A 13,128-nucleotide genomic window follows, 5' to 3' on the forward strand; every position below is an offset into this window, starting at 1 on the left:
GGCTGCGGCCGGTTTTTTTGTGTCTGAATGATTTTTCTAGACAGTCTTTCTAGACAGTTTTTCTGGATGGCTTTTGTGGATAGCTTATGACAGCGAAGAAAGCTCCCAATACTTCCTCAAACACCGCAATAGTCCGCCGCGGGCTAATGCGCTCGGGTCTCGTCGTCAGTGCGATGACGATGCTGTCGAGGGTGATGGGGCTGGCGCGCGACGTGGTTATCGCTACCTTATTAGGGGCAGGGGATGGCGCCGATGCGTTTTTTGTGGCGTTTAAGATCCCTAATTTTTTGCGCCGTCTATTTGCCGAAGGGGCCTTCAATCAAGCCTTCGTGCCGGTGCTTTCGGAGTACTCTACCCAGCGTAATCGGGAGGAGATACGTGCGCTACTGAATGCGACCGCGGGTAGCTTAACCGCAGTGCTGGCGCTGATTACTGCCGTGGCAATGCTCTGCGCGCCGTGGTTGATTTGGGTGTTTGCCCCCGGGTTTGGCAGTGAACCAGAAAAGCTAGCGCTGACCGCGGATATGCTGCGCTTAACGTTTCCCTATTTATTGCTGATTTCGCTTACCGCGTTTGCCGGTAGCGTGCTGAATACCTGGAACCGCTTTGCGGTGCCTGCGTTTACCCCGGTGCTGCTTAACCTTTCGCTGATTGGTGCGGCGCTGTTCTTGATGCCGCTAATGGAAGAGCCCGCCATGGCGCTGGCCTGGGGCGTGCTGATCGCCGGGGCTGCTCAGCTGGTTTTTCAGGTGCCATTTTTACTGCGCTTGGGGCTGATGCCCACGCCCTGGCCAAACTTTGCCCACGAGGGCGTACGGCGCATACTGAAATTGATGGGGCCTGCGCTGTTTGGGGTGTCGGTATCGCAAATTAATCTGCTGTTGGATACGGTCTTGGCTTCGTTGCTAGCGGCGGGTAGCGTGTCGTGGCTCTATTACTCTGACCGGTTGGTAGAACTGCCGCTAGGCGTGTTTGGCGTGGCGATTGGTACGGTGATTTTGCCAGCGCTTTCCAAGCGACATGCTGACCAGTCCAAAGAGCACTTTGCTGCGATGCTCGATTGGGCTATTCGCATTGTGTTGCTGTTAGGCTTGCCCGCGGCGCTAGCGCTGGCGGTGTTGGCTGAGCCGCTGTTAATCACGCTATTCCATTACGGCGCGATGACTGACAACGACATCCAAATGGCGGCGATGAGCCTGCGCGCTTACGCCTTCGGTTTGGTAGCCTTTATGCTGATCAAAGTATTGGCACCGGGCTTTTTTGCCCGTCAAGACACCAAAACCCCGGTAAAGGTAGGCATTATCGCCATGGTCGCTAATATGGTGCTTAACCTGCTGCTAATTTGGCCGCTGGCGCATGCCGGGTTGGCGTTGGCCACCGCGCTGTCAGCCTTCTTGAACGCTGGCCTGCTGGGTTACCTGCTGCATAAGCAGGGTGTGCTAGTGTTTCAGCCGGGCTGGAAGCGTTATTCGGTACAGCTAATCGGGGGCAGTGGGTTAATGTGTGCGGCACTCTATTTTGTGGCGCCGGACTGGCAAGCGTGGCTCTCCTTTGGCCTGTGGCAGCGGATAAGCTGGGTCACTGGGCTGGTGGTCATGGGCGGCTCACTCTACTTCGCGTGGCTGGCAGCATTAGGTTTACGCATCCGTCATTTTAAAATGCACTCATAACGCTGCACCCTGGCGTGTGGGTTCGTTATAATCAGAGGCTTTGTCCTCCCAACGGCTGAGGTGCCATGCGCGTCATTCGAGGTCTGCACAACTTGAAAGCGGCTCATCGTGGCTGCGTTGCGACTATCGGTAACTTCGATGGTGTGCATCGCGGCCATCAGGCCATTCTTCAGCAGTGCCGTGAACATGCCGCACGCTGGAGTGTGCCGCTGACAGTGGTGGTGTTCGAGCCCCAGCCGCGCGAATTTTTTGCCGGTGACCAAGCACCGCCGCGGTTAACCCGCCTGCGAGAAAAAGTGCGTTTACTGCGTGATTTTGGCGCAGAACAAGTGCTGGTGCTGCCGTTTAACGATACGCTGCGCAGCCTGACGGGGCGCGAGTTTATCGATCAGGTATTGATTGATGGGCTCGGCGTTAAGCATTTGGTGGTCGGCGATGATTTCCGTTTTGGCTGTGATCGTCGCGGTGACTTTGCGCTGCTGGCGGAAGTAGGGCGCGAGCAGGGGTTTGGTGTCGAGCACACGCGCACGTTTACCGTGGATGACGAGCGGGTGTCCAGCACGCGGGTGCGTACCTTGCTGGCCAGCGGCAATTTTTCCGCCGCGGCGCGTTTGCTGGGCCGCCCCTATTCGTTGCATGGCCGTGTGGTGCGTGACCAGCAGTTGGGGCGCACGCTTGGCGTACCCACCGCCAACTTGCCGCTGCTGCCCCAACCGTTAACGCTGCGGGGTGTCTTTGCGGTAGTCGCTGAGCTTGAAGGTGGTGAACGCCACCAGGGCGTTGCCAATGTTGGCTTTCGTCCGACGGTGGGTTCAGAGCGGCCAACCCTTGAGGTGCACCTGCTGGATTTTGCCGGTGATCTTTACGGCCAACGTATGACGGTATACCCCTGTACGCGACTGCGGGGCGAGGTCAAGTTTGACGGCCTTGACGCGCTGAAAGCGCAAATTGAACGTGACCAAGCCCGTGCTCGCCACTATTTTTCGGCGGCAGTGGCCAACCACGATTATTCTCTTCCGCTGGCCTCGGCCCCGCTTGGGCGTGAGACCGCTTCTTCTGATTCATCTTCGGCGGGAAATTCCGCTGATGCTAACGACGGCTGACCGGACTATGGATTACAAGCACACGCTGAATTTGCCTGAAACTGACTTCCCCATGCGCGGCATGCTGCCAAAGCAAGAGCCAGGGCGGGTTTCCCAGTGGCAGGATATGAATATTTACCAGCGCCTGCGTGAAGCGCGTGCAGGTGCGCCGCTGTTTGTTCTGCACGATGGCCCTCCTTACGCCAACGGCAGTATTCATATCGGTCATGCCGTTAATAAAATTCTTAAAGATATCATCGTTAAGTCTAAGAATTTAGCCGGTTTTGACGCCCCTTATGTGCCGGGTTGGGACTGCCACGGTTTGCCCATTGAGCACAAGGTAGAAACCACCCATGGCAAGCACTTGGCGCCGGAACACGCCCGTGAGCTGTGCCGTGAATACGCCGGTGCGCAAATCGAAACGCAGTTGGCCGACTTTGTGCGTTTGGGCATTATCGGTGACTGGGATCACCCGTACCGCACCATGGATTTCGCCAACGAAGCGGGCGAGATTCGTGCCTTGGCCGAGATGGTCGACGCGGGTTACGTATTTAAAGGCTTGAAGCCGGTGAACTGGTGCTTTGACTGTGGCTCAGCGCTGGCGGAAGCCGAAGTCGAGTACGCGGATAAAAAGTCCGACGCCATCGACGTCGCCTTCCCGGTGGAAGACGCCGACAAGCTGGCGGCCGCGTTCGGTTTAAGCGAACTGTCTAAACCGGCGGCGGTAGTGATCTGGACCACCACGCCTTGGACCATTCCGGCCAACCAAGCGTTGAACGTTCACCCCGAGTTCACCTACGCGCTGGTCGATACCGGTGAGCGGCTATTGCTGCTGGCGGAAGAGTTGGTGGAAAGCTGTTTAGAGCGTTTTGGGTTGCAAGGCGAAGTGATTGCCACGACGCAAGGCAAACAGCTTGATCTGATCAATTTCCGTCACCCGTTTTATGATCGTCTCTCGCCGGTTTATTTGGCGGAGTATGTCGAGTCAGAAGTGGGCAGCACGGGTATCGTTCACTCCGCTCCTTCTTACGGCATGGATGACTTTTTGACCTGCCGCGAGCATGGGATGGAGTTCGATGACATGCTTAACCCGGTGCAGGGCAACGGCGTTTACGCTGACGACCTGCCGTTCTTCGGCGGCCAGATGATTTGGAAAGCTAACCCCCAGATCGTCGAAAAACTGCGCGAAGTCGGTGCGCTGATGGCGCATATTCCGATCAAGCACAGCTACATGCACTGCTGGCGCCACAAAACGCCGGTGATCTACCGGGCCACGGCGCAATGGTTTGTGGGCATGGATATTCAAGGCAAAGACGGCAAAACGCTGCGCGAGCGTGCTCTCGAAGGCATCGAGGCCACGGCGTTTACGCCTGCTTGGGGTCAGGCGCGCCTGCACAGCATGATTGCAAACCGCCCGGACTGGTGTATCTCCCGCCAGCGCAACTGGGGCGTGCCGATTCCGTTCTTTTTGCATAAGCAAACCGGTGAGCTGCACCCGCGTACCGTTGGTTTGATGGAAGAGGCGGCCAAGCGCGTTGAGCTAGAAGGCATCGATGCTTGGTTCAAGCTCGACCCCGCTGAGCTATTGGGAGCGGAAGCGGCGGATTACGACAAAGTCACCGATACACTCGATGTATGGTTTGACTCCGGTACCACACACCGCCACGTATTGCGTGGCTCGCACCCGCACGGCCATGAAAGCGGCCCGCGAGCGGATCTCTATCTGGAAGGCTCTGACCAGCACCGTGGTTGGTTCCACTCGTCGCTGCTGACAGGCTCGGCCATTGACGGTCATCCGCCTTATCGTCAGCTGCTGACCCACGGCTTTACCGTCGATTCTCAGGGCCGCAAACAGTCCAAATCGCTGGGTAACGTGGTCGCGCCCCAGGAAGTGATGGATAAGCTGGGCGGTGATATTCTGCGCCTATGGGTCGCCTCCACCGATTACTCTGGCGAAATGGCCGTTTCCGACGAGATTTTGAAGCGCACGTCAGACGTATATCGGCGGATTCGGAACACTGCACGCTTTCTGCTTTCAAACCTTAGCGGGTTTGATCCAGAGAAAAACCAAGTCGCATTTGGCGATATGTTGGCGCTGGATCAATGGGTCGTGGATCGTGCTTACCAATTGCAAGCGCGGATCGAAAAAGCCTATGAAGAGTACCGCTTCCTGGATGTGTATCAGCAGGTGCATGGTTTCTGCGCGCGGGAACTGGGTGGCTTCTATTTAGATGTCATCAAAGACCGCCAATACACCACGCAAACCGACTCACTGGCACGTCGCAGTGCGCAAACCGCGCTCTATCACGTGGTGGAAGCGCTAAGCCGCTGGATTGCGCCGATTCTCTCCTTCACCGCAGAAGAGATCCACGAGAATATCCCCGGTAAGCGTGGCGACAGCGTGTTGCTTGAGACCTACTACACGGATCTGGGTAGCCTGGACGATAACGCTGATATGGGCCGCGCGTTCTGGGAGCAGGTGCTAGAGGTTAAGCACTCGGTTAACAAGTGCCTGGAAGACGCCCGTAATGCCAAAGTGATCAAGGGCAGCCTGGCGGCAGAGGTCACGCTATACGTGAGCGATGAACTGCAGGCGACGCTGACTAAACTGGGCGATGAGCTACGCTTTGTCATGCTCACCAGCGAAGTCACGCTGAAACCTCTGGCTGAAGTAGATGGTGTAGAGGCGGAAACAACGGAGCTTGAAGGCTTGAAAGTGGTGGTCAAAGCCAGCGACAACACCAAGTGTGAGCGCTGCTGGCACCATCGCCCGGATGTAGGCACGCATGCCGAGCACCCTGATCTATGTGGCCGCTGTATCAGCAACCTCCCTGAAGGCAGTGGTGAGACTCGTTACTATGCTTAAAGAAGGAAATACGCCTGATACGAATACGTCTAGCGATGCCAGCGCGCGGCCGCCGATGCAGCGGCCGCTGCGCTGGCTATGGCTAGCGGTGGTAGTGATTGTGTTGGATTTGGCCACGAAATACGTGGCCAGCAGCCAGCTCGGCTATGCTCAGCCAGTGGAAGTGTTGCCGTTCTTTAATCTGACACTGCTACACAACACTGGCGCGGCATTCAGCTTTTTAGCCACTCACCCCGGCTGGCAGCGCTGGTTCTTCGCCCTTATTGCGATTGGCGCGACGGTAGGCTTAACCATTTGGCTCACACGCATCAAACACGATGAAAAGCTGTTGGCGATCGCGCTGCCGTTGATTATCGGTGGTGCGCTGGGGAATCTTTATGACCGCTTGGTGCATGGCTATGTGGTCGATTTTCTCTCTTTCCACGCCGCTGGGTGGTACTACCCGGCGTTTAATGTGGCGGATATTGCGATTACCCTGGGGGCTGTCGCTTTAATCTGGGAATCCATTATGGGCGAGCGGCGGCGCAAAAAAGTGGCCGAAACTTCCCATTAATTGAACGTTGAGAACTGCAATGAGTGACTATCTAATCGATGACGGCATGGAAGTGACGCTACACTTCACCTTAAAGCTGGAAGACGGCACTTTGGTGGACTCCACCAAAGACAAAGCACCGGCTACCTTCGAAGTGGGCGATGGCAACCTGCCGCCCGGTTTTGAGCATCCGATTAAAGGCATGGTCGCGGGCCAAGAGGGGACGTTTCAGATCACTCCGGAACATGCTTTCGGTCAGCATAACCCACAAAATATTCAGACCCTTAAGCGGACAGATTTTGGTGACGAGCCCCCGGAAATTGGCATGGTGATGTCGTTTGCCGATAAAGCGGGAACGGAATTGCCAGGCGTGGTCAAAACCATTGAGGGTGATCGTATTGAGGTGGATTTCAACCACCCGTTAGCAGGCCGCACGCTTACGTTTGAAGTAGAAGTACTGGACGTTAAGCCGGTGAACACTCATTAAGCAGATGCTACGTCGCATCAAGGCGCTCTTATGACAAGCACGCAGCAAACACAGCCTATCGAAATTAAATTGGCCAACCCGCGCGGCTTTTGTGCCGGTGTGGATCGTGCGATTGATATCGTCAATCGCGCGCTGGATGTCTTTGGCCCGCCCATTTATGTGCGCCACGAGGTTGTCCATAACCGCTTTGTGGTCGAAACACTGCGGGATCGTGGTGCTGTGTTCGTTGAAGAGCTGGATGAAGTGCCGGATGACGTTATCGTCATTTTCTCTGCCCACGGTGTTTCACGTGCGGTGCAAGCCGATGCCGAACGGCGGGGGTTGAAGGTATTTGACGCCACCTGCCCGCTAGTGACCAAGGTGCACCTGGAAGTGCTGCGCTATGCCAAACGTGGGCAGGAGTGCATTCTGATTGGCCATGAAGGGCACCCGGAAGTCGAAGGCACCATGGGGCGCTACGATACCTCCCACGGCGGGCGTATCTACTTGGTTGAGGACGAAAAAGACGTTGCTAACCTGGAAGTACGTGATCCCTCCAAGCTTGCCTTCGTAACGCAAACCACGCTCTCAATGGATGACACCGCCAAAGTGATTGATGCGCTGCGTGACAAGTTTTCCGAGATTCAAGGGCCACGCAATGATGATATCTGTTACGCCACGCAAAATCGCCAGGATGCCGTGCGTGAGCTAGCCGCCCAGAGTGATTTGTTATTAGTGGTCGGTAGCCCCAATAGCTCAAACTCGAACCGCTTGCGGGAGCTTTCGGAGCGTATGGGTACACCTGCCTATTTGATCGACAACGCCGATCAGATCGACCCGCAGTGGCTTGAGAATGTAGCGCGTATCGGCGTCACCGCTGGCGCCAGTGCCCCTGAAGTGCTGGTCAAAGGGGTGATTGCCAAGCTTCAAACCATGGGCGCTGCTATGCCCGAAGAGTTACAAGGCCGCGAAGAAACCATTACTTTTTCCATGCCAAAAGAGTTACGTGAGCAGGTGATTGTCAGCAGCTGATCTTAGGCTTCGTGATGCAAAGCGTATGAGTTTGCGACATACTCAAAGTATGAGCTAACGACTACAGGAGCAGCGCCGCGTGCCTTACGCTTGTCATCCTTCCCCTGGCCGTTCGTATATGAACGGCCAGCGCGGCTTCACCCTTATTGAGCTAATGATCGTGGTTGTGATCGTTGGCATCATTGCCTCCATCGCCTACCCCAGCTATACCCGCTATGTGGAACGCAGCCAGCGCGCTGAAGCCACAGCGGTGCTAATGGAAGCCGCTAGCCGTTTGGAGCGCTGTTATACCAGCAGTTACAGCTATGACGGCTGCACTAATGCCATCGACTATCTTAATGATCAGTCAAATGAGTTATACGCGACATTTGAGCTTGTTGATCCAGAAGCAGGCAGCTATGTGGTGCGTGCCACAGATGCTACGGATCGTGTGAAATCGGGCTGTAAAACGTTAGAGCTACGCAGTAATGGCGAGCGTGCGCCCGAGGGTTGCTGGTAATTTATGAATCAACGCGGCTTCACGCTTATTGAACTGATGATTACCTTGGCCATTGCCGCGATTCTGGCCACGGTGGCGGTGCCTGCATTCTCAGGCTTTCTTGCCCGCCAGCAGTTAGCAAGTGATGTTAATGAAATTATTTCCGTGCTCAGTTTGGCTCGTAGTGAAGCCATTAAGCAGCGGCGTGACATGGAAGTAGTATTTTCGCCGCGAGAGGTGAGTAACCCGCGTGGTGTGTGCAATGAAGGGCAGAGTGTAAAGCCGGGTGGCGACGATGCGGCTCGTTATCTTTATCCCTCCTGGTGCTATTGGGTTAAACCTGTCAATGAAACTAGTAATGATCAAGTGCTTCGCATCAGTCAGGCAGATAATCTTAGCCATAATGTGAGCAGTGGTGAGTTGAAAATTATCTTTGAATCACTGGGAGAGGCAAAAACGTCTAGCTGCCCAAATTCTGTCTGCAAAATCACAATAGGCCCGCGTCAAGATAATGCATCAATTAATCCTGTGACACTGGAAGTTCGCGCAACGGGCAGCATCCGCAAGGAGAATCCATGATTCATCAGCGCGGCTTTAGCTTAATAGAAGCGCTCATCGCGCTGGTGGTGCTTTCCATTGGCTTGATCGGCGTAGCCGCCATGCAGCTTAAAGCATTACAAAGCGCCACTGCCGGTTACCAGCGCTCGGTGGCAACGCTGGCGGCGGTAGATGCCCAAGAGAGGCTGTGGGCGGAGTTGGCTCAGTTAACTGATTGCACCGTTATTCAAGGCAGCAATATCGAAGACGATTGGAGAAGCCACTGGTTTGAAGGAAGCCAAACGCCTATACGCCATTTCAGTGGTGATATCGCTGATAGTAGTGACCCTAACCTTGGCACCTGTGAGTTCAGAGTTGAAATTAATCTGGAGCAGAATCCAGGTGATATCGACCCTGAAACCTTCACCTACACTTTCCGTCTTCCTGACCTTTCCGAGTAGGTAATAATGATGCCCTACCAACGGCAAACAGGTTTTACACTCGTTGAATTGATGGTCGCCATGGCGATTGGCACCATCATTATTTTGGGCGCTGGCCAGCTTTTTCTCACCACATTTCAAACCTTTAGAACAGTAGATGAGTTAAGCCGCAAGCAGGAATCGTTAATTTTCACAGTAAACACGCTGATAGAAGCAGGCCGTAAAGGAGATATGGGTAACTACGCTATCGTGCTAGATGAACGAGACTCTGACAATGGTAAGCGCTATTACTGTGTGCTGCGTGATGTAGTAATAGAGGAGCCAGTAGTAGACCTTGCCCGCGTAGATGATGTTGCTAACTGTCCGATGCTTCCTGTACTTGGTGGCAGTAGTGCGTTTTCTTTAGTTACATTGTTTATTGGCGATTGCCGAAGCAATGAACATTCAGTCTGCGATACCTTTACTTTTAGGGTCAGTGATCGCGACACAGTCATCAATTCACAAGGGCCAGCCTCATGAAAAACCAACAAGGCGCAGCATTAGTAATTGTGATGGCTCTGCTCTCTGGCGCACTGATGATCGGTATTTCCGGCATGAACTCAGCGCTGATTGATGAGCGGCTGGCGGGGAATTACCGCGCGGTGGCGCTGGCTCAGATGAATGCAGAGAGAGCAGCATCAGAGGCTGACACCCACTTTAATGATGAGAATGATTGGAAGGATAAGCTCTATAGTGCACTTTCATCTGAGGATGACTGGAAAGCAGCGGTTAAATCACAACGCTACGAAGAGTTAAAAGAGAATTATCCAGAAGGTATGATTAAAGAAGGGATTTGTGATAGCGGTGAAGATAGCTATAGTAGGTGCTTATATTTTCCTGTTGTTGTAGATGGATCAGAACATTACGTCGTTGCCATGGGTGCGGTTGAAGATGAAGCAGGAAACACTATCGCTGAAAGCGAGCCTATTTTTTTGAAATATGATTATGATGGAGTTAGTCTGCCACCCATTATTAAAGATTTTCTTGATAATCTTAAGGAGCTGGGTGGGTTTATAACCATACTTAAAGAATTTAAGGAAGAATTTGTTGATGCTAATGGAAATCATGCTCAAGAATGGATTAACTATATTTCTAACGCCAATGAAAATGGCTCTTTGTTTGAATCTGATGAGGAATTTTTAGCTTTCATAAATAGTTTGAAGAGTTCTGAGCTTGTTAATTATTTCTCTGAAACTCCTGATGGTAAATTGAGTGATTATAATGGAAGTATAGTCGTAGTAGATGGCGATTTTGAATGGAAGGGTAATCAGGGTGATTTCTCTGGGGTTTTAATACTATTGGGAAAAGGAGAATCTGGTTTTAACTATAATGGCGGCGGTAATAACGAGATTAGAGGGAGCATAGTTCGTATTCCTTATGAGAATGTCGAGGGAAAAGTCAATTTCTTAGAACCAAATATACGTGTAAATGGCGGCACAGGTGATTTTGTATTTGATACAGAAGTCATTGATGGCTTAAAAGGTGATGTTGGCGGAGGCGCTGAAGGAGATTTTGATATACAACGTTGGGAATAGGAGTGAAATTTCTTGTGTAGTATCATGGTTTTTCAAGCCATCCATCAGCCAATATGAGCTAAGAATTCTAAATGAGTGAGCAGCCCAAAACCCGCGTTCTCACCGGTATCACCACCACCGGCACCCCGCACCTCGGTAACTATGTCGGGGCGATCAAGCCCGCTATTGAGGCCAGCCAAGACCCCAACGTTCAGTCGTTTTACTTTTTGGCTGATTACCATGCGCTGATCAAGTGCCCAGACCCCGCGCGCGTACAAGCATCGCGTTTGGAAATTGCCGCCACCTGGCTGGCGTTGGGGCTGGATACCGACAATGCCATTTTCTATCGCCAGTCGGATATTCTGGAAATCCCCGAGCTCACCTGGATGCTCTCTTGCGTGTGCGCCAAGGGCTTAATGAACCGCGCCCATGCATATAAGGCGGCGGTGGCTGAGAACGAAGAGGCGGAAAACCAAGACCCGGATAAAGGCATCACCATGGGGCTGTTTGGCTACCCTGTGCTAATGGCGGCGGATATTCTAATGTTTAACGCCAATAAGGTGCCGGTAGGGCGTGATCAGATTCAGCATATCGAAATGGCCCGTGATATCGCCGGGCGCTTTAATCATCTCTACAAGGGCCAGCATTTTGTCCTCCCAGAAGCCGTCGTTGACGAGAAGACGCAGCTTCTGAATGGGTTGGATGGGCGCAAGATGTCCAAAAGCTATGATAATACGATCCCGCTCTTTTCGGCTGAGAAAAAGCTGCAGAAGCTGGTACGTAAGATCAAGACCAACTCACTGGAGCCCGGTGAGCCGAAAGATCCGGACACCTGCACACTGTTTCAGATTTACTCCGCTTTTGCGACGGCGCAAGAGACCGCCAACCTTCGCGAGCAGTATGCTGCAGGCATTGGCTGGGGTGATGCGAAGAACCAAGTGTTTGAGTACTTGAACGCTCACTTAAGCGCGCCCCGTGAACGCTATAACGCGTTAATGGAAGATCCCGCTCATATTGAAGCGGTACTTCAGAAAGGCGCAGAGCGGGCGCGCGAAGAAGCGGCAGTGACGATGGATCGCTTACGTGCTGCCGTTGGCCTGGGGCGGTTTGTTTAATATCTGAATACTGCCATTCACAGTAGTGACCTGTTAGTCATCTAGCAGTAACGACGAAGCCCCTTCCGCTTGGAAAGGGCTTCGCTTGTTTCGGGCCTCGCGCTTTGCTACTAACGAGGCTGTTAGTGACAGCTCAGCCTTCAATCGGGGGCGTCAGTCATTAACTGAATGAGCATGGTTGTACATGAGCATGGTTGTGCTGATGTCCTATAGTGCTTATCACGTAGGCTATGTATTTCTCAGATACGTACTTCGCTTCGCAAAAGCAACGCATCCACAAAGGGAATATTGTATGCGGTCAAGGTATCGACATCAGTCGTTTACGGAATGTGCATTGATAGCCTTAACGCTGGCCGTCGTCGCGTTAATGCTTTGGAAGCTTGTTGGTCTACTGATCCTGATTTTTGGCGCAGTGGTGGGCGCCTGTATATTGCAAACGGGTATGACGCCACTTTTGAGGCTAGGCGTGCCACGGTGGCTGGCGTTGTTAACGGTGATTATTACGCTAACCCTGGCGCTAGGCTTAGTTAGTTGGGCATTTGGCGCGCAGGTGTCTGCTGAGTTGGAATCACTGGCTGTTCTATTGCCCGAGGCATGGGATCAGCTTCAGGAAAGGCTTGAAGGGTCGCAGCTAGCGCCGTTGGTTGATAACGCAGCTGAGCGGGCGGGTAACCTGTTTGGTAATGGTATTTCTCAAGTGGGGATGGTAGTGGTCTCCATGGGAGGCAGTGTTGTCAGCTTTTTCGCGCTTATCGTCGGCATGGTTTATTTTGCTGCACAGCCGGGTCTTTATCGCCGTGGTTTATTGCTACTCGCGCCCATTAAAAGCCGCCCACGTTTGGGTGAAGCGCTGGATGAGAGCGGTAAGGCGCTTCGCTTTTGGCTTGGCGGGCAGTTAGTGGCCATGGTGGTCACGGGGCTCTTAGTGGGTGTCAGCATGTGGCTGTTAGGCGTACCTGCGCCGCTTGGCTTGGGGTTGGTGGCGGGGCTATTGGATTTTGTGCCACTGGTGGGGCCCCTGATCGCTGCTATTCCTGCGTTGTTGCTTGCCTTCACGGTGAGTCCTCAAACCACGCTATTTGTGCTGATTGCGTATACGGTTATTCAGCAGGTAGAGGGCAATATTTTACAGCCGCTGGTACAGCAGCGCGCTGTTCACTTGCCTCCAGCGATGCTGCTATTTTCGCTGTTTGCAGCCAGTACTCTGTTTGGTTTAGCCGGCCTGATTTTGGCCGCACCGCTGACGGTGGTGGCGTTTGTGTTGGTGAACAGGCTATACGTCACTCGAGAGGAAGAAAGCCAGTAAATAGTGTTAATCGTCATAAATGCCGCTGCACAAATAATTGTACGCCGATTA

At 53.3% G+C, this 13,128-nt stretch carries 13 protein-coding genes; all 13 read left to right on the top strand.

Annotation, left to right across the window (positions count from 1 at the left end; genetic code table 11):
- Positions 1–86 precede the first annotated feature (86 nt).
- The 13 genes from murJ (at position 87) to V8L70_RS06755 (ending at position 13,077) form a co-directional block, all read left to right on the top strand.
- Positions 87–1,670, top strand: a complete 1,584-nt coding sequence (murJ, locus tag V8L70_RS06695; protein WP_198556053.1) for a murein biosynthesis integral membrane protein MurJ — start codon at positions 87–89, stop codon at positions 1,668–1,670.
- 65 nt (positions 1,671–1,735) lie between these two features.
- A complete protein-coding gene (ribF, locus tag V8L70_RS06700; RefSeq protein WP_101146638.1) occupies positions 1,736–2,773 on the top strand; it encodes a bifunctional riboflavin kinase/FAD synthetase in 1,038 nt (345 codons plus the stop codon).
- Entirely contained in the window at positions 2,757–5,618 is a 2,862-nt protein-coding gene (gene ileS / locus V8L70_RS06705) for an isoleucine--tRNA ligase (protein WP_336269084.1), read from the top strand. Before ribF ends, ileS begins: the two co-directional genes overlap by 17 nt.
- A gap of 55 nt (positions 5,619–5,673) precedes the next feature.
- A complete protein-coding gene (gene lspA, locus V8L70_RS06710; protein ID WP_139041587.1) occupies positions 5,674–6,171 on the top strand; it encodes a signal peptidase II in 498 nt (165 codons plus the stop codon).
- A 19-nt stretch (positions 6,172–6,190) separates the two neighbouring features.
- Positions 6,191–6,637 carry an FKBP-type peptidyl-prolyl cis-trans isomerase gene (fkpB, locus tag V8L70_RS06715; RefSeq protein ID WP_336269085.1) on the top strand — a complete coding sequence of 149 codons (447 nt, stop codon included), beginning with the start codon at positions 6,191–6,193 and terminating at the stop codon, positions 6,635–6,637.
- A gap of 30 nt (positions 6,638–6,667) precedes the next feature.
- On the top strand, positions 6,668–7,648 hold the full coding sequence (gene ispH, locus V8L70_RS06720) for a 4-hydroxy-3-methylbut-2-enyl diphosphate reductase (protein WP_336269086.1): 981 nt from the start codon (positions 6,668–6,670) through the stop codon (positions 7,646–7,648).
- 79 nt (positions 7,649–7,727) lie between these two features.
- Positions 7,728–8,147 (top strand): type IV pilin protein, encoded by a 420-nt coding sequence (locus V8L70_RS06725; RefSeq protein ID WP_336269087.1) that lies wholly within the window; start codon positions 7,728–7,730, stop codon positions 8,145–8,147.
- Between the two features lie 3 nt (positions 8,148–8,150).
- Positions 8,151–8,705 (top strand): pilus assembly FimT family protein, encoded by a 555-nt coding sequence (locus tag V8L70_RS06730; RefSeq protein ID WP_336269088.1) that lies wholly within the window; start codon positions 8,151–8,153, stop codon positions 8,703–8,705.
- Entirely contained in the window at positions 8,702–9,124 is a 423-nt protein-coding gene (gene pilV / locus V8L70_RS06735) for a type IV pilus modification protein PilV (protein ID WP_290674477.1), read from the top strand. Before V8L70_RS06730 ends, pilV begins: the two co-directional genes overlap by 4 nt.
- A gap of 6 nt (positions 9,125–9,130) precedes the next feature.
- Positions 9,131–9,622, top strand: a complete 492-nt coding sequence (locus V8L70_RS06740) for a PilW family protein (RefSeq protein WP_336269089.1) — start codon at positions 9,131–9,133, stop codon at positions 9,620–9,622.
- On the top strand, positions 9,619–10,677 hold the full coding sequence (locus V8L70_RS06745; RefSeq protein WP_336269090.1) for a pilus assembly PilX family protein: 1,059 nt from the start codon (positions 9,619–9,621) through the stop codon (positions 10,675–10,677). The genes V8L70_RS06740 and V8L70_RS06745 overlap by 4 nt, the downstream gene beginning before the upstream one ends.
- Before the next feature lie 71 nt (positions 10,678–10,748).
- The gene (locus V8L70_RS06750) at positions 10,749–11,771 is read left to right on the top strand and encodes a tryptophan--tRNA ligase (RefSeq protein ID WP_336269091.1); all 1,023 of its coding nucleotides are present in this window, start codon (positions 10,749–10,751) and stop codon (positions 11,769–11,771) included.
- 292 nt (positions 11,772–12,063) lie between these two features.
- Positions 12,064–13,077 (top strand): AI-2E family transporter, encoded by a 1,014-nt coding sequence (locus tag V8L70_RS06755; protein ID WP_035562829.1) that lies wholly within the window; start codon positions 12,064–12,066, stop codon positions 13,075–13,077.
- Positions 13,078–13,128: the final 51 nt, after the last annotated feature.

The organism is Vreelandella arctica (genome assembly GCF_037070215.1).
Taxonomy (GTDB): domain Bacteria; phylum Pseudomonadota; class Gammaproteobacteria; order Pseudomonadales; family Halomonadaceae; genus Vreelandella; species Vreelandella arctica.

Excerpts from the sequence above, each read along its gene's own strand:
- murJ (WP_198556053.1), top strand. The coding sequence starts at position 87 with ATGACAGCGAAGAAAGCTCCCAATACTTCCTCAAACACCGCAATAGTC.
- ribF (WP_101146638.1), top strand. The coding sequence starts at position 1,736 with ATGCGCGTCATTCGAGGTCTGCACAACTTGAAAGCGGCTCATCGTGGC.
- ileS (WP_336269084.1), top strand. The coding sequence starts at position 2,757 with ATGCTAACGACGGCTGACCGGACTATGGATTACAAGCACACGCTGAAT.
- lspA (WP_139041587.1), top strand. The coding sequence starts at position 5,674 with ATGCAGCGGCCGCTGCGCTGGCTATGGCTAGCGGTGGTAGTGATTGTG.
- fkpB (WP_336269085.1), top strand. The coding sequence starts at position 6,191 with ATGAGTGACTATCTAATCGATGACGGCATGGAAGTGACGCTACACTTC.
- ispH (WP_336269086.1), top strand. The coding sequence starts at position 6,668 with ATGACAAGCACGCAGCAAACACAGCCTATCGAAATTAAATTGGCCAAC.
- V8L70_RS06730 (WP_336269088.1), top strand. The coding sequence starts at position 8,151 with ATGAATCAACGCGGCTTCACGCTTATTGAACTGATGATTACCTTGGCC.
- pilV (WP_290674477.1), top strand. The coding sequence starts at position 8,702 with ATGATTCATCAGCGCGGCTTTAGCTTAATAGAAGCGCTCATCGCGCTG.
- V8L70_RS06740 (WP_336269089.1), top strand. The coding sequence starts at position 9,131 with ATGATGCCCTACCAACGGCAAACAGGTTTTACACTCGTTGAATTGATG.
- V8L70_RS06745 (WP_336269090.1), top strand. The coding sequence starts at position 9,619 with ATGAAAAACCAACAAGGCGCAGCATTAGTAATTGTGATGGCTCTGCTC.
- V8L70_RS06750 (WP_336269091.1), top strand. The coding sequence starts at position 10,749 with ATGAGTGAGCAGCCCAAAACCCGCGTTCTCACCGGTATCACCACCACC.
- V8L70_RS06755 (WP_035562829.1), top strand. The coding sequence starts at position 12,064 with ATGCGGTCAAGGTATCGACATCAGTCGTTTACGGAATGTGCATTGATA.